Raw genomic sequence first — 17,445 nt, forward strand, 5'->3', positions numbered from 1 at the left:
CTGCATCTCTTTCCGACGCGGAACGCGTGCGCACCGCACGACAGTTGCGACTGACCGAGATCGGCGAACTCGGACAGCTCCGTCTCTCGGCCGCACGCGTCGGCGTGCTCGGCGCCGGCGGGATCGGCTCCCCCGTACTGCTGTATCTGGCCTCCACCGGGGTCGGCACGATCGGGATCATCGATGACGACGATGTGGAGCGCAGCAACCTTCAGCGCCAGATCGCCTTCGGCACGGCCGATGTCGGGCGCCCCAAGACGACCGTGGCCGCTGAGCGCATCCGCGCCCTCGCCCCGGATGTCCGGATCGTCGAGCACCGCGCGCGACTGACCGACGCGAATGCCCAGGAACTGCTCGGCGGCTACGACCTGATCATCGATGGCAGCGACAGCTTCGACACGCGCTACGCGGTCGCCGATGCCTGCGATGTGCTCGGCATCCCGCTGGTGTGGGGGTCGGTTCTGCGATTCGACGCACAGGTGAGTGTCTTCTGGTCTCGCCCGTCCTCAGGCTCGCCCATGCGCCTGCGCGACGTCTTCCCGGAGCCGCCGGCCGCCGGCACCGTTCCTTCGTGCGCGGACGCCGGAGTGCTCGGATCGCTGTGCGGACAGGTGGGCTCGATGCTGGTGACCGAGGCGGTCAAACTGATCTGCGGAATCGGCGAGCCGTTGGTGGGCCGGATGCTGGTGCTCGACGCGCTCAGCGGACGAACACGGGAGATTCCTCTCGCTGCCCCGTCCCGCCCTGCGGCGCTCCCCCGGGTCTCCCCGGAGGAGCTCGCGGAGCTGATCGCCGAAGAGCCGACGATCACTCTGCTCGACGTCCGGGAGCCCGACGAGTTCGCCGCCGGGAGCATCCCCGGAGCACGCTCCGTTCCGCTGCGCACTCTGCTCGCGGATCCCGCCGCCGTGGACGTCACCGGAACCATCGTGGTGTTCTGTCAGCAGGGTCCTCGGGCGCGCGCCGCGGGGCGTGCGCTCGCGGCCGCGCACCCTGACGCGGATCTCCGCCTCCTCGCCGGCAGCTATGCGGCCTGGTCCGCCGCGTTCGAACCGTCCGGGACGCTGTGATGATCACCGTCGACGAACACCGCGCGCGCATCCTCGAGGCGACGTCCGCGCTCCCCGCCGAGCGTCTTCCGCTCGCAGCGGCACTCGGGCTCGTGCTCGACGAGAATGTCACGAGCCGCTGGCCGGTTCCGCTCTTCGACAACTCCGCCATGGACGGCTACGCCGTGCGGCGGGCGGATGCGACCGCTGGTGCGGTGCTGCGCATCGTCGCCGACGTCGCGGCGGGTTCGAGCGAGGATCCGTCGCTCGGCGCCGGAGAGGCAGCGCGCATCATGACCGGCGCGCCGATCCCCTCGGATGCCGACGCCATCGTCCCCCTGGAGCAGACCGATCTCGGGACAGCGATCCAGGAGACACCTCCGGATCAGATCACCGTCCTCACGGCGCCGACTCCCGCCGCGCATATTCGCCCCCGCGGCGAGGACTCCCCCGCGGGGGCTCTGGCCGTCGCCGCGGGCACGCCGCTCGGCGCCTGGCAGCTGTCGTCGATCGCGTCAGCCGGTCATGATCACGTCCTGGCGATTCGCGCGCCGCGAGTGGCCGTGATCTCCACGGGTAGCGAGCTCATCTCTCCCGCAGGCACACCGAAGCGCGGACAGATTCCGGAGTCGAACTCAGTGCTGATCAGCGCCGCCGCCCGCTCTGCCGGTGCGGAGATCGTCACGGTGGTCACCGTGGCTGATGATCCGGCCGCTCTGCGCCGCGCGCTGGACGAGCTGGAAGCCGATGTCGTGATCCTCTCCGGAGGCGCAAGCGTCGGCGCGTTCGACGTCGTCAAGGCGGTGCTGGGCGGTGAGCGCGGCGTGCGATTCGACGCGGTCGCGATGCAGCCGGGCAAGCCCCAAGGCTTCGGAGTCCTCGATTCCGGGATGCTGGCGTTCTGCCTGCCGGGGAATCCGGTGAGTGTGGCAGCGTCATTCGAGATGTTCGTGCGTCCCGCGCTGCGCCGGCTGGCCGGACACACCACGATCGAACGGGCTCAGGTCATCCGCACCGCCGCAGTCGGCTGGCGGTGCCCTCCGGGGCGCGTGCAGGTCCTGCCCGCCGTGATCGACGGCGAGACCGTGCGACCGGCGACGAACCGCGGCAGCGGTTCGCATCTGGTCACGTCGCTCGCCATCGCTTCGGCATTCGCGATCATTCCCGCAGAGGTCGAGCGGGTCGAAGAAGGAGATCCTGTGACTGTGATGGTCCTGTCATGAACCAGCCGTTCACGCACCTGGACAGCGCGGGCCACGCGCGGATGGTCGATGTCACCGAGAAGCAGCCGACGGTGCGCTCGGCGACGGCATCCGGATTCGTCCGCTGCTCCCCCCTCGTGGTGTCCGCACTCCGCGACGGGACGACGCCGAAGGGCGATGTCCTGGCTGTCGCCCGGATCGCCGGCATCCAGGCGGCGAAACGTACCGCCGAGCTGCTGCCGCTCGCACACGTGATCGGCGTGCATGGGGCGCAGGTCGACCTCGAGATCGTCGACGACGGCGTGCAGATCGAAGCCACCGTCCGCACGGCCGATCGCACCGGCGTCGAGATGGAGGCCTTCACGGCGGTGAGCGTCACGGCGCTCGCTCTCGTCGACATGGTCAAAGGCCTCGACAAGTCGATCACGATCGAGAACATCGCTCTGCTCCGCAAGACCGGTGGGAAGAGCGGCGACTGGGTGCGCGTACCGTGACAGCTTCGTCACCTGAATCGGCGGCGATCGTCCTCGCCGGCGGCCGCGCGACACGCATGGATGCCGCGGACAAGGCGTCAGTGGTCCTGGATGGCACAGCACTCGTGGATCATGTGTTCGCCGCCGTGCGCGGATGCGCGCCGATCATCGCTGTCGGCCCCGACAGTCTCTCGCGTCCGGGGATCCGCGTGGTGCGGGAGGATCCCCCGTTCGGAGGGCCGGTCGCGGCCATCTCGGCAGCGCTGAATGCATTGGACGGAGTGGATGTCGTCGAGACATGGTTGCTCGCCTGCGACCTGCCGCGTGCGCAAGATCTCGTCGCCCTGCTCGCCGCCGTCGCGATCCCCGATGATGCGGATGCCGTGATCGCTGTCGACGCAGACGGACGCGAGCAATGGCTCGCCGGCCGGTATCGGCTCAACGCGCTCAGACGCGCAGCTGCGGCGCTCCCCGAGGTTGCCGGCGTCTCCATGCGGAGCCTGATCGCTCCGCTCACGCTGCATGCGGTCGATGACGCCGGAACCGCACTCGACCTTGATACCTGGTCCGCCATCGAGGACTATCGGAACAGTCGAAAGGATCACCATGTCTGACTCCCCCGCCGACCTCGACGTCTGGGTTGCGGAACTCGCCGACGCACTCGGCCTCGAAACCGCAGAGGTGCCCACAGGTCTGCTGCTGGACGTCACGCGCGAAGCCGCGCATGCCATCATCAGGCCGGCTGGGCCGCTGACGACCTATCTCATCGGCCTCGCCGTCGCACAGGGCATGCCGGTGGAGGAAGCGGCGGCGCGCACGCGCGCAGCCATCGAGGCCAGGGCGACGGCATCCGAGGTGCAGTCATGAAGCTTCGGTATTTCGCCGGCGCGGCCGATGCCGCGGGACGCGAGGAGCAGCAGGTCCACGGCCCGATCACGCTCGGCGCACTGCGGGTGGTACTGAGCACGGAGCACGGGCCGGAGTTCGCCGACGTGCTCGGGCGCTGCTCGCTGCTCGTCGACGGGACGCGCGGCGGGGACGACGTTGTCGTGCCGGATGACGCGACCGTCGACGTGCTCCCGCCGTTCGCCGGCGGCTGAGGGCACTCGCCGCAGAGGAGCGCGCCCACAGGCGATCAGGTCGCGAGGCTCCCCAGCCCGACCCAGATTGCAGTGCCGTCGGCTTCGACCTGCTTCTTCCACACCGGGAGTTCGGCCTTGACTCTCTCGACGAGCTCACGGCACACCTCGAAGGCGTCGGCCCGGTGAGCCGAAGATACGGCGCAGATGATCGCCGCGTCGCCCACAGCCAGGGCGCCGATCCGGTGACTCACCGCGATCCGGATTCCGTCGCCGTCGAGAGACGCGGAGATCTCGCCGAGGATCCGCTCCGCATCGGGGTGGGCGCTGTACTCCAGGAGCACGACTTCGCCCGCGGCATCCGGGTCGTGGTCGCGCACGGTACCGACGAAGAGCGCACTGGCACCGGCCTCCGCCCCTGCCACCGCGTCGAGATGCTCTGAGGGATCGAGCACGACGTCGGACACCCGACTGAATGCGATCATGCGTGGTCACTGCCGTCCAGTTGCGCGGCGACGTGCGCGGCGACCTGCAGGACGACCGGGACGCCATCCCGGACCGCCCCAGGGGAACCGGCGAGGTTCACCACCAGGGCACCGTCCACGATGCCGGCGCGCCCCCTGGACAGCATCGCCTGCGGAAACCCTGCGGTGCCGACGCGACGGATCTCCTCGGCGATGCCGGGGATCTCGCGTTGCAGCAGGCCGGTCATCGCCTCGGGGGTGACGTCCCGGGGCGAGAGGCCGGTGCCGCCGGTCGTCACGACCAGACGAGCGCCGAGAGTCACGACCTGACGCACCGCGCCCGCAATGGCCTCGACTTCGTCCGGCACGACGCGAACAGTTGCAGACCACCCGTCCGCGGCGAGAAGTTCAGCGGCGAGCGGACCGGAGACGTCTTCTCGCAGGCCTGCCGCTGAACGATCAGAGACCGTGATCACGGCGGCGGAAAGAGCGGAGGAAGTCACGATTCCCAGTGTAGGTCGCTGTGGGCCCGGTCAGTCGATAGGAACCGGCCCGGACCAGGGGCGGGCGAACCGTTCCGCTGACCCGCGCCCCGGGCATCCACACCCCAGCCGGAAATCCGCTAGGACGTGATCACGTCGCGAACGAAGGACAGCTCCGTGATGCCCTCGGCGGCGAGGAAGTGCCCCGCGCCGGGAACGACCTGTGCCGAGATTCCGAGCTGTTCGGCGAGACGGTCAGTGTGCCCGGGCGGAACGATCGAGTCGTTGTCGGAGCGGACGACCACAAGCCGGCCGATGTGGTGACGAAGTTCCGTCACGTCGCAGCCGCCGCCGATGAATCCGTCCAACTCGGGCAGGGCAGGCAGTGGGTCTACGAAACCCGACACCAGCACCAGCGTTCCCAGCTGCCAGGCACCAGGAAGGGAGCGCAGACAACGCAACACCGCCAGGCAGCCGAGGCTGTGCGCGATCACGATCGTGCGCTCGTCCGGCTGTTTCAGTGCAGCGCGGACGTCGTCCTCCCACTGCTCGGTTTGCGGCATGAGGGGGTGCGCGAGGGGCGGGATCGCGGTCCTGATGCTCTCGGTCTCGAGCTGCTCGGCGAGCCAACCGAACCAGTGATCCTTGGGGGTCGCCCCGTAGCCGTGGAAGATCAGGGCGCGCTGATGCGTTGTGCCTGGAGTCTGAGATGCTGCAGTCGTCATAGGACAGGACAGTAGGGGTTCACGCTAGCGTGAAGGTCAATTCGAGAAAGAGGAGCGAAGCGTGCAGATCGGCGAACTCGCGAAGCTGACGGGCATGAGCACACGAGCACTCCGACACTACGAAGACAGAGGACTCCTGCTCCCCGACCGCACCAGCGGCGGCTACCGCGACTATTCCGAAGAGGATGTGACTCTGGTGGCGCATATCAAGGCGATGATCGCCGCCGGTCTGGGTACCGCCACCATCCGGCGCTACCTCGACTGCGCTCGGCTCGGAGATCACGGGACCTCTTTGGAGATGTGCCCGGACCTCCGCGCCGAACTGAACTCGATCGCCGAGTGCCTCGCCGCGAAGAAATCCGAGCTCCGTGAGACTGAGCGACGACTGAACGAGCTCGCATCGACCAGTTGAGAATGGTGCCTGCCTGGTCGCGCTCGCCGCACATCCGCTCAACTAGCGTTTTCGCTGACAGACAGGGCAGAAGTGTGAAGAGCGGTTCATGAACGCCTCGCGGCGGATGCTGCCGCCGCACCGAGGGCAGGGCTGACCGCCGCGCCCGTAGGCGTTCAAGGAATGCGCGAAGTACCCGGACTCCCCGTTCACGTTGACGTACTGAGCGTCGAAGCTGGTGCCACCCTCGGCGAGTGCCTTCGCCAACACGGCCCGTACCTCGGCGAGCAGCCGGCCGACGGCGACCGCGGACAATCGGTTCGCCGGGGTCTCCGGATGGATCCGCGCGGCCCACAGCGACTCGTCGGCGTAGATGTTGCCGATACCGCTCACGACGCTCTGGTCGAGCAGCACGCGCTTGATCGCGCTGGCTCGCTTGCCCAGCGCCGCGCGGAAGGCGACGTCATCGAATGCGGCATCCACCGGATCCCGCGCGATGTGCACGACTTGCGAAGGGATCAGCGAGTTCCCGTCCGTGACGAGAGAGTCGACGGCGAGCGAGCCGAAAGTGCGCTGATCGGCGAAGACGATCGCGAGATGACCGTGCTGGGGATGCTCCAGGTGGATGCGGATGCGCTCATGGCGTTCCGCCGCCGCATCCGGTGCCCGCAGCAGCATCTGTCCGCTCATGCCGAGGTGGGCGATCAGCGCGGCTTCCTCGCCGTCCAGCGGGAGCCAGAGGAACTTGCCGCGACGTTCCGCCGCACGGAAGGAGCGACCTTCGAGGCGCCCGACGAAATCGGCCGCGCCTGCGGGATGACGGGTCAGGGCGCGCTCATCGAACACGCTGACGCCGCTGATCCGAGAGCCCACTGCGGCCGGAGCGAGGCCCGCTCTGACGACCTCGACCTCGGGAAGCTCAGGCATGCTCGCTGAGCGAACGCCACGCACTCAGCGCGGCCGCCATCTCTGCGGTCTTCTTGCTGCTGCCGACGCCGGTCATGCTGAGGTCGCCGACGAGAACCGTCGCCAGGAAGCGTCGATCATGATCGGGGCCGCTCGACTCCACCGAATACTGGGGCGGGCTCGCCCCTGTCCTCGCAGCGAGCTCCTGAAGACTCGTCTTCGGATCCATTGCCGCGCCGTAGCGCTCCGGGTCTGCGAGCAGCGGCTCGGTGAGCCTGAGCACGAGTTCGGTGGCGGCCTCGGGGCCTACGGAGATGTAGGTCGCCCCGATCACCGCTTCCATCGTGTCGGCGAGGATCGAATCCTTGTCGCGACCGCCGGTCTGCTCCTCGCCGCGTCCCAGCAGCAGATGGCTGCCGAGATCGATCCCTCTGGCCACTTCGGCGAGGGCCACCGTCGAGACGACGCTCGCGCGGCGCTTCGCCAGCTGACCTTCGTCGAGCTCAGGGTGCGTCGTGAACAGCATCACCGTCACGGCCTGACCGAGTACGGAGTCGCCGAGGAACTCGAGCCGCTCGTTGTGCGGAATCCCGCCGTGCTCGTACGCGTAGGAGCGATGCGTCAGCGCCAACTCCAGAAGCTCCGCGTCGATATCGACGCGGAGCTTCTGCGAGAGAGCCTGCACGGCAGGATCAGACGTCAGCGACCTTGCGGCCCTTGTACTCCATGAAGAGCTCGGTGCCCTGGGAGTCGGTGACGACCTTCGCCTGGTGAGGGCGGCTGTAAACGGTCTTGCCGTTCTCGATCGTCTTGACGAGAGCGATGGGCGCCGCCTTCCACTGCGCGCGACGCGAGCGGGTGTTGGAACGGGATACCTTGCGCTTCGGGGGGTTACCAGCCATGGCTAACTCTCTTCTGTGTTCTTGGACGCGCTGCTTTCTGCTGCGCTTCCTTGGTCTGTGATCTGTTGGAGCGCGCTCCATCGAGGATCGATGGGAGCGGCTTTCTCCGCCCCGGTGTTCACGGCCAGCCGCTCACCCGTACTCGGGTCGAGTCCAGGGCAGTCCGGCTGACACACCGGTTGAAACGGAAGCGCCAATACGGCCGCTTCCCTGACCAGAGTTTCAAGATCCACGTGGTTGTCTTGAACCTCGAAGTCAGTTTCTTCCTCACCAGGATACGCGAAAAGCTCCTGGAACTCGACTTCGACAGGCTCGGCGATGTCGATGAGGCATCTTCCGCACACTCCGACGTACTCCGCGTCCACTGTTCCGGTCGCGAGAATGCCCTCGTGAACGGACTCCAGGCGCACGTCGATGTCGATCTCGGAACCCGCCTCATAGGAGACGATTCCCTCTCCCCACTGCTCGGCGAGGGGCACGGCGAAACGGTGTTCACGCATTTCGCCTGGCTTGCGGACGATGTCACGGACGGGAAGGATGAACGGGCCATTCAGACGAGGTCGCACCACCCAATGCTACCGCGTCAGATGCCGCGGGCCCCTGTGTCGAGGAAGGCAGCGACGGCCGGCGGCACGAACGGGGTGACGTCCCCGCCCAGGGATGCGACCTGCCGCACCAGGGAACTGGACACCATGGCATGCGCCGGATCCGGCAGCAGGAACACCGTCTCGATATCGGCGAGGTGCCTGTTCACGATCGCCATCGGCGACTCGTAAGCGACGTCGATCTGCGAGCGGATCCCCTTGATGAGGACGTGGGCGTCGACATCGCGCGCGTAGTCGACCAGAAGGCCCATGCTCCACGATCCGACGATGATGTTGCCCTCCATGCCGTCTTCGGCGATGGACTGCTCGAGCAGGGAGAGCCGCTGCGCGATCGGCAGCATGGCTTCCTTGCCGGGGTTGTGTACGACGAGCACGTGCAGCTCGTCGTACAGCTTCGCGGCCCGACGGATCACGTCGAGGTGGCCGAGGGTGGGGGGATCGAAGGAACCCGGGACGACGGCGATCCGGCTGCTCATGCTTCCAGCCTAGGGCACGCCCTCGCCGCGTCAGTTCTTCGCCAGCGCCGCCCGATCGTCATCGCTGACGCGCCGGGCGATCACCTCGCGCAGCCCCGGATGCAGGCTCAAATGGGGGTCGTCGGCGAGGATCGTCTCGCCGATCTCCCGCGCCATCATGATGAGGCCGGAATCCTTGACCACGCGCAGCAGCTTCAGGGACGAGCGGACACCGGCTTGCGCGGCACCGAGAACATCGCCCTCACCACGCAGCTCGAGATCGACTTCGGCGAGCTTGAAGCCGTCCAGCGTGCCGGCGACCGCATCGACGCGCTCCCGGGCGATGGATCCGGATTCCGCCTCTGTCACCAGCAGGCACAGCCCCGGCACTCCCCCGCGGCCGACACGTCCGCGCAGCTGGTGCAACTGGGACACGCCGAAGCGATCGGCATCGAGCACGATCATCGTCGACGCGTTCGGCACATCCACCCCGACCTCGATGACGGTCGTCGCCAGGAGCAGATCGATCTCTCCCCTGGCGAAGGCCTGCATCACCGCGTCCTTCTCGTCGGAAGGCATCCGCCCGTGCAGGACCGCACGTCGGAGTGCACCGAGCTTCGGATGCGTGGCCAGAGCCTCGTCGAGCTGCACGACACCCCAGCGCGGACCGTTCGCGCCTTCAGGAGCCGGCGTCTGCTCCGCGCCGGCCTCGACGGTCTTCTTCGCCGTGTCGATCGCCGCACACACCGCGAAGATCTGATGCCCCTTGGCGATCTCCTCAGCGGCGCGATCCCAGACCCGGTTGAACCACCCGGGGTGCTCGGCGAGCGGGGCGACGAAGGTCTCGATGCCCGCCCGTCCCGCCGGCATCGTACGGATGACGGACGTATCGAGGTCGCCGAACACCGTCATCGCGACCGTGCGCGGGATCGGAGTGGCCGTCAGCACGAGGGCGTGCGGGCTGGAGCCCTTGGCCCGCAGGGCTTCTCGCTGCTCGACGCCGAAACGATGCTGCTCGTCGACGACGACGAGGCCGAGATCGGCGAAGGTCGTCTTCTCACCCAACAGCGCGTGCGTGCCCACCACGATCAGCGATTGGCCGGATGCCACGCGCAGGGCCGCGCGACGACGGTCGGCGGCTCCGAGCTGACCGGTCAGCAGCGTGGGCATCACGAGAGGTGCGAGCTCGGGCCCCAGCATCCGCGTGATCGAGCGCAGATGCTGCCCGGCGAGCACCTCGGTCGGAGCGATGAGCGCCGCCTGCCCTCCGGACTCCGCGACCTGCAGCATCGCACGCAGCGCCACCAGCGTCTTGCCGGAGCCGACCTCGCCCTGCACCAGCCGGTTCATCGGCCAGGAGCCGACGAGGTCAGCCGCGACCTGCGCGCCGACGCTCTGCTGGTCGTCGGTGAGCGTGTACGGCAGCGCGCTGTCGAAGCGTTCGAGCAGGCCACCCGGTTCCGCAGGACGCGCGGTCGCCGAGAGGGCGCGAACGGCATCGCGCTGCTGAAGGAGTGCGGTCTGCAGGACCAGAGCCTCATGCATCCGCAGCGTGCGTACCGCTGGATCGATGTCATTGCGGGTTCGCGGCCGGTGAATCTGCTCCAGCGCCATGCGCGCCTCGAGCAGATCCTCGCGTTCGCGGACCGGGGCAGGCAGCGGATCGGGCACGTCTTCCAGCCCGTCCAGGACGCGGCCGATGAGCTTGGCGATCTGCCAGGTCTGGATGCTCGACGTGGCCGGATAGATCGGGATCGGCACCGCCGCCCTGGCGTCGGCACTGCGGCGCGCGGAATCCTCGTCCTCGAAGAGCTCGTACTCAGGGTGCGCGAACCGCGTCACGTCGTTGTACATGCCGACCTTGCCCGAGAAGACGCCACGACGCCCGACGGCCAGCTCTTCCGAGCGCCACTTCGCCGCCCCGAGGTTCTTCGCGAAGAAGGTCAGCGACATCCGACCGATGCCGTCGCCGATGATCACATCGACCATCGCCCCCTTGCGATTGCGCATCGCGCGGGCACTGGACGAGAGCACCTCGGCGACGATCGTCACCGTCTCTCCGATCGGAAGGTCGCGGATCGGCGTCAGCTCGCCCGGGTCGGCGTAGCGTCGGGGGTAGTGCACGAGCAGATCGCCGACGCTGCGCATGCCGAAGGCCCGGTCCAGGGTCTTCGCCGGTGCCGCGCCGAGCGCGTCCTCCAGCGATGAATCAAGCGTGAGCGACATGCTCCGAGTCTAGGGAACGCCGCGGACACGGAATCCGGACCGATTGTCGTATCGTGAACGGGTGACGAGGATCATCGCCGGTTCGGCCAGAGGCATTCGCCTGGAGGTGCCGAGTGCAGGTACCCGCCCGACGAGCGACCGCGTCAGGGAGTCGCTCTTCGGGGCGTTGGAATCGGCGGATGCCATCGTCGGAGCACGCGTTCTCGACCTCTACGCCGGCTCCGGAGCGCTCGGACTCGAAACGCTCAGTCGGGGCGCCGTGAGCGCCGACCTCGTCGAGCGGGCCCGCCCCGCGGCCGCGATCATCCGCCGCAACGCCGCCACTGTCGCGAAAGCCGGCGGAGTGGCGACGGCGCGGGTCCACGAGAGCGCGGTGCGGACCTTCCTGCAGCGCACCGCCGGACCATACGATCTGGTGTTCTCCGATCCGCCGTACGATCTGGACGACGATGCGATGAACGGCGATCTGGCGGCTCTTGCACCCCTGCTGTCCGCGGACGCTCTCGTGATCGTCGAGCGCGCCCGCCGCTCGACGCCGCCCGATCTTGAGGCTGCGGGACTGGAGCTGCTCCGAGACCGGAGTTACGGCGACACCACCCTGTGGTGGGCCGCGCCGCAGACGACCGAAACACCGGTCGAGGCGTCGGGGGTCGGGGAGACTCAGCCCGACGCCGAGTCCCAGTCCCGGTAGGGGTCCCACCCTTCGACGTCCACCGGAGCGCCGTCGCACAGCAACGCATCCGCCCCGGCCGGGAGGACGGTGCCGATGACCCGGAATCCTGGAGGCAGCACGCCGTCGGGGAATGTCGCGAGCAGCGCATGATCCTCGCCGCCGGCCAGAGCCCGCCCCCGATTCTCGCCGAGCGCGTCGCCATCGAGCGCGATCGTCACCCCTGATGCCTCGGCCATCCGCCGCGCATCGAGCGCCAGCCCATCGGAGATGTCCATCATCGCGGTCGCTCCCGCCACGGCAGCGACCGGCCCCAGGCCGATCGGCGGTGCCGGACGCAGCTGGGCGGAGAGCGCCGCACGTTCACCATCGCGAAGCAACGCGCTGTCGACAGCCACCGGCGTCTCCCCGTCGCGGAATCGGCCGAACAGCACGGCCAGTCCGTGCGCGGCGTGGCCGAGTTCGCCGGCGACCGCGACGGCATCCCCCGGCCGCGCACCCGACCTCGTGATCGCCGCACGTCCTTCGAGATCGCCGAGCGCCGTCACCGCGACCGTGAGCGTGTCCGAGACGGTGAGGTCACCACCGACGACTCCGCACCCCGGAGCCAGTGCTGCGCAGGCATCGCTGAACCCGTCGGCGAGCCGCTCGACGAACGACAGCCGCAGATCGCGCGGAACGGCCAGGGCGACGAGCAGCGCGGTCGGACGGGCACCCATCGCCGCGACATCGGCGAGGTTCACCGCGGCGGCCTTCCAGCCCAGGTCGTAGCCGCTGGACCATGCCAGGCGGAAGTCCGGACCGTGCACGAGGGTGTCGGTCGTCGCCACCACCGTGCCTGATGGGGCGGCGATGACCGCGGCGTCATCACCAGGTCCGATCAGCGTGTGCGAGGCCGGCGCGGTGCGCGCCAGAATCGCCCGCAGGATGCGCCCCTCTGAGATGTCTCCCAGGCGCGGATCGTCGTCTTCGGGTCGGGAGGGCATGCTGTCAAAGGTAGCCTGGAACCATGTTCCGCTCTCGTCGCCTCGCAGTCGCCGCGGGCGCTCTGATCGTGGCTTCCGCCCTTTCCGGATGCTCCACCACAGTGCATCTGGAACCGGCCGACGCCGCGAACGATCCCGCCTGCGCCGACGTCTCCGTGCTCCTGCCCGAGAACGTGGCAGGCCTTGACCGCGTCTGGACCGATGCGCAGGCGACCGGCGCATGGGGCGACCCGAGCATCGTGCTGCGCTGCGGGGTTGCTCCGCCTGCCCCGTCCGCCCTGGATTGCACGACGATCGGCGGCGTCGACTGGCTCGTACTGGATCAGGAGGACACCAGGCAGCGCCTCGTCACCTACGGCCGGGATCCTGCGATCGAAGTGACCATCAAGCGGGGCGAGGAGTTCGACTTCGCCACCGTCGTCGACACGATCTCCAAGAGCATCCAGTCCGGACTCGCGCCGGCCACCGCGCGCTGCACAGAGCGCGGCTAGGTCCGCTCCGCCTGAGCGGAGACGGACCGCCGCACTCGAACCTCAGCGGTCCAGACCCGATTCGATGAGCTCGGTGATGAGCTCGCCGTAACCGAGGCCGGACGCGATCCAGCACTTCGGGAACATCGAGATCGGAGTGAACCCCGGCATCGTGTTCAGCTCGTTGACGATGAGCTCGCCGGACGCCGTGACGAAGAAATCGACGCGGGCGAGGCCCTTGCCGTCCACGGCCTCGAAGACGCGCACCGCCGTCTCACGCAGACGCTCGATCAACTCGTCGTCGACATCGGCAGGGCAGACGATCTCGACGCCGTCACCGCCGAGGTACTTGCCCTCGAAGTCGTAGAAACTGCGCGATGTCAGCACGACTTCGCCAGGCAGCGATGCTCGTGGCCTCTGCCCGCCACGACCGGCGAGCACACCGACCTCGATCTCGCGCCCCTCGACCCGCGACTCGACGAGGACCTTCTCGTCCTCGGCGAAGGCGATCTCGAGAGCGGCATCCAGCCCTTCGCCGTCATCGACCCGCGACACGCCGACGCTCGAGCCGGCACCGGCCGGTTTGACGAACACCACGGGACCGAGCGCTGCGATCTGCGCGCGGACGGCCGACGGATCCGCCGACCACTGCGCGCGACGCACGGTGATCCCTGGCGACACTGCGATACCGGCGGAGCTCAGTGCGAGCTTGGTGAAGTGCTTGTCGAGGGAGATGGCGGAATCCAGGATGCCGCAGCCGGCGTAAGGCATGTCGATGACCTCGAAGAAGCCCTGGATCGCACCGTCCTCGCCGTGCAGGCCATGCAGGAGCGGCAGTACGATGTCGACTTCGCCGAGCCCCTCCGTCACGCCGTCGGGGTGCACGACGCGCAGCGTGCGTTCGCCGCCGGGTTCGGGCCACAGCATCCGAGTGCCGTTGTCGACGACCTCAGGCAGGTGCTCCGCCTCCAATGGGAACTTCTCCGGACGGTCCTCTTCGAGCACGAAAGCGCCGTCGCGGGTGATCCCCACCGGGATCACCCGGTAGCGATCGCGATCAATCGCGCCCAGTACCCCGCCCGCCGTTGCGGAACTGATCGAATGCTCGCTGGAGCGCCCTCCGAAGAGCACCACCACCGTCTGCTTGTCCATGGTTGGTCCTCTCACCCTGCGGGGTGTCGTCGTCCGTCGTCAGGTGCGGTGCGATGTCGCGGGGGTTCATCTTCCCGTCGAGCACCATCTTCACCTGTTCGACGATGGGCATGTCCACCTCGGACTCGCGTGCGAGCTGCAGAATGGGGGCGACCGACGCGAGTCCCTCCGCAGTCTGCTGCATCTGCTTGACGACGTCCTGGAAGCTGTATCCCTGGCCGAGCAGGCGCCCGGCCGTGTTGTTGCGGCTCAGCGGCGACTGGCAGGTGGCGATGAGGTCGCCGAGTCCGGCCAGACCCTGCAGCGTCTCCGGATGCGCGCCGTTGGCGACGGCGAAGTCCGTCATCTCCACGAGTCCGCGGGTGATGATCGAGGCCTTCGTGTTCTCGCCGTATCCGACGCCGTCGACGATGCCGATCGCGACGGCGATGAGGTTCTTCAGCACACCGCCGAACTCGGTGCCGATGACATCAGTGTTCACGAAGGTCCGGAAGTAGCTGTTGCGCGCGGCGCGGGCGATCGTCTCGGCGGTCTCCCGACTGCGCGAGGAGATCACCGCAGCGGTCGGCTGCTCCTTCGCGATCTCCAGCGCGAGGTTCGGCCCGGATGCCACGGCGATGCGATCGGGGTCGCATTGCATCTCCTGCTCGATGACCTGGCTCATCCGAAGCCCGGTGCCTCGTTCGACGCCCTTCATCAGGCTGACGATCTTGGCGTCGGAGTCCGCGAGGAGCGGGCGCAGCGCCTTGAGGTTCTCACGCAGGGATTGACTGGGAACCGAAAGGTACACCTGCTCGACGCCCTGGAGTGCCAGGGCGAGCTCGTGCGTCGCCGCCATCGATCGCGGGAGATTGATGCCCGGCAGGTAGCGGGAGTTCCGCTTCGCCTCGTCGATCTCGTGCGCGAGCTCGGCCCGGCGGGCCCACATGGTCACCTGCGCTCCGCCGTCGGCGAGGATCTTGCCGAAGGTGGTGCCCCAGCTGCCGGCACCCACCACAGCGACCTTGGGACCGGTGGGGAGAGTTCTCTTAGGGTTCAAGGCGACCGGTCTCCTTCTGGCCGTGCGTCGCCGGATTCCAGCGCTCTGCCGGCGCTTTCGCGTCGCGAAGCTCCTCGAGAAGAACGGTGATCGCGTTCATCAGGCGTGTGGTCGCCTCGTTGAGCACGGCCTGTTCGCTCCCCCGGCCCTTCAGATCCGAGAGGTCGACAGGATCTCCGATGATCACCTGCACCGGCTTGCGCAACGGCCAGATGCTGAGCTTCTTCTGGTAGCGCCCCATGATCGCCTGGGTGCCCCATTGCGCCATCGGGATCAGCGGGATGTCGCCGGCGAGAGCGAGGCGCACTGCGCCGGACTTGCCCCGCATCGGCCACAGCTCGGGGTCACGCGTGAGCGTGCCCTCGGGGTACACGATGACCCCCCTGCCGTGCTCGACGAGCTCTTTCGACTGTCTCATGGTCTGTTTCGCCGCGGACGCGGACGAAGTGCGGGCGACGGGGATCATCCCGGTCTTGCGCAGCAACCACCCGAGCACCGGGACGCGGAACAGACTGTCCTTCGCCATGAATCGCGGCGCTCGCCCCAGCCGCCAGACGGCGACAGCGACGATCAGCGGATCGAACTCCGAGTAATGGTTGGGGGCGAGTACAAAGGCGCCGTCGCGGGGAAGCTTCTCACGCCCGGTGACGCGGATCTTCGCGAGCAGCGAGACCGCCGGGATGACGAGCGCCGCAAGCGGCCAGAACAGGCTGGGCCGGCTCTTCTCGGGCGACGAAGAACCCATCGGGGTCACCGGATGACGTCGAAGTCGGCGCCGACGGCGTCGAGCTTGGCGAGGAACTTCTCGTAGCCGCGGCTGAGGATGTCGACGCCGGAGACCTGGGACTCGCCCTGTGCGGTCAGCGCAGCGATGACGTGGCTGTAGCCGCCACGGAGGTCCGGAACCACGATGTCGGCGCCGTGCAACGGCGTCGGACCGGTGATCACGGCCGCCTGCTCCAGGTCGCGACGCGGCACGCGACGAGGGCCGTCCTGGAGTCCGCGCGGGTGCACGACGATGTCGGCGCCCATCTTGACCAGCGCGTCGGTGAAGCCCAGCCGGTTCTCATAGACGGTCTCGTGCACGACGGAGCGGCCGCGCGCCTGGGTCAGCGCGACCACCAGCGGCTGCTGCCAGTCGGTCATGAAGCCAGGGTGCACGTCGGTCTCGATGACCACAGGGTGCAGTTCGCCGTCGCGGCGGAACAGGATGCCGTCCTCCTGGATGTCGAACCAGCCGCCCGCCTTACGGAACACGTTCAGGAACGTCAGCATCTCCTGCTGCTTGGCGCCGCCGACGAAGATCTCGCCGTCGGTCGCGAGCGCAGCGGATGCCCAGGACGCGGCTTCGTTGCGGTCGAAGATCGAACGGTGATCGTAGCCGCGGAGCTTCTCGACTCCCTCGATCACGATGACCCTGTTGGGCTCGTAGGAGATGATCGCGCCCATCTTCTGCAGGACGGCGATGAGATCCATAATCTCGGGCTCGATGGCCGCGTTGCGAAGCTCGGTGACACCCTCTGCGCGCACGGCGGTCAGCAGCACCTGCTCGGTGGCGCCGACACTCGGGTACGGGAGGTGGATGTTCGCGCCGTGCAGTCGCTCGTTCGGACGCGAGAGGCGGATGCCGCTGGGCAGCTTCTCGACGATCGCGCCGAACTTGCGGAGCGCATCCAGGTGGAAGTCGATCGGCCGGTCGCCGATGCGGCAGCCGCCGAGGTCCGGGATGAACGCCTGTCCGAGGCGATGCAGGAGCGGACCGCAGAACAGGATCGGGATCCGCGATGCACCTGCGTGCGCGTCGATCTCCTCGAAGTGGGCGGACTCCACGTCGCTCGGGTCGAAGACGAGAGCACCGGGCTCGTCGCCCTCGCTCACGCGGACGCCGTGCACCTCGAGCAGCGAGCGCACGACCGCGACGTCACTGATGGCCGGGACGTCGCGCAGCACGCTGACCGTCTCTCCGAGGAGAGAAGCGACCATCGCCTTCGTCGCCAGGTTCTTGGCGCCCTTGACATCGACGCGGCCGCGCAGCGGGCGTCCTCCTCGAATGCTGAGGACGTCTCCGGTGAGAGCAGGAACTCCATCCGGAAGAGCATCGCGCACGGGTGTCGTCATTCGGAGCCTCACTTCATTCCACGGATTGCGGCGGTCGCCGCGGGGCGGTCT

The 17,445-nt window shown here is 68.2% G+C and carries 23 protein-coding genes; 9 read left to right on the forward strand and 14 right to left on the reverse strand.

The features are described from left to right. Positions 1-26 precede the first annotated feature (26 nt). The 6 genes from LTA6_RS16700 to LTA6_RS16725 are packed head-to-tail and all read left to right on the forward strand — an operon-like array spanning position 27 to position 3,824. The gene (locus LTA6_RS16700) at positions 27-1,070 is read left to right on the forward strand and encodes a ThiF family adenylyltransferase (protein WP_407358285.1); all 1,044 of its coding nucleotides are present in this window, start codon (positions 27-29) and stop codon (positions 1,068-1,070) included. Continuing rightward, on the forward strand, positions 1,070-2,272 hold the full coding sequence (gene glp, locus LTA6_RS16705) for a gephyrin-like molybdotransferase Glp (RefSeq protein ID WP_407358286.1): 1,203 nt from the start codon (positions 1,070-1,072) through the stop codon (positions 2,270-2,272). Before LTA6_RS16700 ends, glp begins: the two co-directional genes overlap by 1 nt. Continuing rightward, positions 2,269-2,745, forward strand: coding sequence for a cyclic pyranopterin monophosphate synthase MoaC (moaC, locus tag LTA6_RS16710; protein WP_341974990.1), 477 nt, complete (start codon positions 2,269-2,271; stop codon positions 2,743-2,745). The genes glp and moaC overlap by 4 nt, the downstream gene beginning before the upstream one ends. Next, complete coding sequence (locus LTA6_RS16715; RefSeq protein ID WP_407358287.1) at positions 2,742-3,338, forward strand: molybdenum cofactor guanylyltransferase; 597 nt, start codon at positions 2,742-2,744, stop codon at positions 3,336-3,338. Before moaC ends, LTA6_RS16715 begins: the two co-directional genes overlap by 4 nt. Then, positions 3,331-3,591: a DUF6457 domain-containing protein gene (locus LTA6_RS16720; protein WP_407358288.1), complete on the forward strand. Its 261-nt coding sequence runs from the start codon at positions 3,331-3,333 to the stop codon at positions 3,589-3,591. The genes LTA6_RS16715 and LTA6_RS16720 overlap by 8 nt, the downstream gene beginning before the upstream one ends. Beyond that, positions 3,588-3,824, forward strand: a complete 237-nt coding sequence (locus LTA6_RS16725) for a MoaD/ThiS family protein (protein ID WP_407358289.1) — start codon at positions 3,588-3,590, stop codon at positions 3,822-3,824. Before LTA6_RS16720 ends, LTA6_RS16725 begins: the two co-directional genes overlap by 4 nt. 35 nt (positions 3,825-3,859) lie before the next feature. Here the strand turns inward: LTA6_RS16725 and LTA6_RS16730 are convergent, their stop codons facing one another. From LTA6_RS16730 to LTA6_RS16740, 3 genes are all read right to left on the reverse strand, one after another. Next, positions 3,860-4,288, reverse strand: coding sequence for a molybdenum cofactor biosynthesis protein MoaE (locus LTA6_RS16730; RefSeq protein WP_341974994.1), 429 nt, complete (start codon positions 4,286-4,288; stop codon positions 3,860-3,862). Beyond that, the gene (locus LTA6_RS16735; protein ID WP_407358290.1) at positions 4,285-4,770 is read right to left on the reverse strand and encodes a molybdenum cofactor biosynthesis protein B; all 486 of its coding nucleotides are present in this window, start codon (positions 4,768-4,770) and stop codon (positions 4,285-4,287) included. The genes LTA6_RS16730 and LTA6_RS16735 overlap by 4 nt, the downstream gene beginning before the upstream one ends. Before the next feature lie 119 nt (positions 4,771-4,889). Further along, on the reverse strand, positions 4,890-5,474 hold the full coding sequence (locus LTA6_RS16740) for an RBBP9/YdeN family alpha/beta hydrolase (RefSeq protein WP_407358291.1): 585 nt from the start codon (positions 5,472-5,474) through the stop codon (positions 4,890-4,892). A 94-nt stretch (positions 5,475-5,568) separates the two neighbouring features. On the opposite strand from LTA6_RS16740, the gene LTA6_RS16745 reads away from it, so the two are divergent. After that, positions 5,569-5,886 (forward strand): MerR family transcriptional regulator, encoded by a 318-nt coding sequence (locus LTA6_RS16745; RefSeq protein WP_407358292.1) that lies wholly within the window; start codon positions 5,569-5,571, stop codon positions 5,884-5,886. A 42-nt stretch (positions 5,887-5,928) separates the two neighbouring features. On the opposite strand, the gene mutM is transcribed toward LTA6_RS16745, so the two are convergent. Genes mutM through LTA6_RS16775 form a run of 6 tightly spaced genes read right to left on the reverse strand, consistent with a single transcriptional unit; the run spans position 5,929 to position 10,959 of the window. Continuing rightward, positions 5,929-6,792, reverse strand: coding sequence for a bifunctional DNA-formamidopyrimidine glycosylase/DNA-(apurinic or apyrimidinic site) lyase (gene mutM, locus LTA6_RS16750; protein ID WP_407358293.1), 864 nt, complete (start codon positions 6,790-6,792; stop codon positions 5,929-5,931). Next, positions 6,785-7,456 (reverse strand): ribonuclease III, encoded by a 672-nt coding sequence (rnc, locus tag LTA6_RS16755; protein ID WP_341974999.1) that lies wholly within the window; start codon positions 7,454-7,456, stop codon positions 6,785-6,787. Before rnc ends, mutM begins: the two co-directional genes overlap by 8 nt. A 7-nt stretch (positions 7,457-7,463) precedes the next feature. Beyond that, the gene (gene rpmF / locus LTA6_RS16760; protein ID WP_188436709.1) at positions 7,464-7,673 is read right to left on the reverse strand and encodes a 50S ribosomal protein L32; all 210 of its coding nucleotides are present in this window, start codon (positions 7,671-7,673) and stop codon (positions 7,464-7,466) included. Between the two features lie 2 nt (positions 7,674-7,675). Beyond that, the gene (locus tag LTA6_RS16765) at positions 7,676-8,227 is read right to left on the reverse strand and encodes a DUF177 domain-containing protein (protein ID WP_341978440.1); all 552 of its coding nucleotides are present in this window, start codon (positions 8,225-8,227) and stop codon (positions 7,676-7,678) included. Positions 8,228-8,256: 29 nt separating this feature from the next. Next, positions 8,257-8,754 carry a pantetheine-phosphate adenylyltransferase gene (gene coaD / locus LTA6_RS16770; protein WP_341975000.1) on the reverse strand — a complete coding sequence of 166 codons (498 nt, stop codon included), beginning with the start codon at positions 8,752-8,754 and terminating at the stop codon, positions 8,257-8,259. A gap of 30 nt (positions 8,755-8,784) precedes the next feature. Further along, positions 8,785-10,959 (reverse strand): ATP-dependent DNA helicase RecG, encoded by a 2,175-nt coding sequence (locus tag LTA6_RS16775; protein ID WP_407358294.1) that lies wholly within the window; start codon positions 10,957-10,959, stop codon positions 8,785-8,787. A gap of 61 nt (positions 10,960-11,020) precedes the next feature. Between LTA6_RS16775 and rsmD the strand changes: the two genes are divergently transcribed. Next, positions 11,021-11,650 (forward strand): 16S rRNA (guanine(966)-N(2))-methyltransferase RsmD, encoded by a 630-nt coding sequence (gene rsmD, locus LTA6_RS16780; RefSeq protein WP_407358295.1) that lies wholly within the window; start codon positions 11,021-11,023, stop codon positions 11,648-11,650. Here the strand turns inward: rsmD and thiL are convergent. Next, the gene (gene thiL / locus LTA6_RS16785; RefSeq protein WP_341975003.1) at positions 11,620-12,615 is read right to left on the reverse strand and encodes a thiamine-phosphate kinase; all 996 of its coding nucleotides are present in this window, start codon (positions 12,613-12,615) and stop codon (positions 11,620-11,622) included. The two genes, rsmD and thiL, sit on opposite strands and share 31 nt — an antisense overlap. Before the next feature lie 23 nt (positions 12,616-12,638). Between thiL and LTA6_RS16790 the strand changes: the two genes are divergently transcribed. Next, on the forward strand, positions 12,639-13,106 hold the full coding sequence (locus LTA6_RS16790; protein WP_341975004.1) for a DUF3515 family protein: 468 nt from the start codon (positions 12,639-12,641) through the stop codon (positions 13,104-13,106). Positions 13,107-13,148: 42 nt separating this feature from the next. On the opposite strand, the gene LTA6_RS16795 is transcribed toward LTA6_RS16790, so the two are convergent. From LTA6_RS16795 to murA, 4 genes are read right to left on the reverse strand one after another with little or no spacing between them, the layout of a single operon-like run. After that, positions 13,149-14,237 carry a D-alanine--D-alanine ligase family protein gene (locus LTA6_RS16795; RefSeq protein WP_407358296.1) on the reverse strand — a complete coding sequence of 363 codons (1,089 nt, stop codon included), beginning with the start codon at positions 14,235-14,237 and terminating at the stop codon, positions 13,149-13,151. Continuing rightward, positions 14,143-15,276, reverse strand: a complete 1,134-nt coding sequence (locus tag LTA6_RS16800) for an NAD(P)H-dependent glycerol-3-phosphate dehydrogenase (RefSeq protein WP_341975006.1) — start codon at positions 15,274-15,276, stop codon at positions 14,143-14,145. The genes LTA6_RS16795 and LTA6_RS16800 overlap by 95 nt, the downstream gene beginning before the upstream one ends. Next, positions 15,266-16,021, reverse strand: a complete 756-nt coding sequence (locus tag LTA6_RS16805; RefSeq protein WP_363546363.1) for a lysophospholipid acyltransferase family protein — start codon at positions 16,019-16,021, stop codon at positions 15,266-15,268. Before LTA6_RS16805 ends, LTA6_RS16800 begins: the two co-directional genes overlap by 11 nt. Before the next feature lie 5 nt (positions 16,022-16,026). Further along, on the reverse strand, positions 16,027-17,394 hold the full coding sequence (murA, locus tag LTA6_RS16810; RefSeq protein WP_363546360.1) for a UDP-N-acetylglucosamine 1-carboxyvinyltransferase: 1,368 nt from the start codon (positions 17,392-17,394) through the stop codon (positions 16,027-16,029). Positions 17,395-17,445 lie beyond the last annotated feature (51 nt).

Source organism: Microbacterium sp. LTA6 (assembly GCF_045690355.1).
GTDB lineage: Bacteria > Actinomycetota > Actinomycetes > Actinomycetales > Microbacteriaceae > Microbacterium.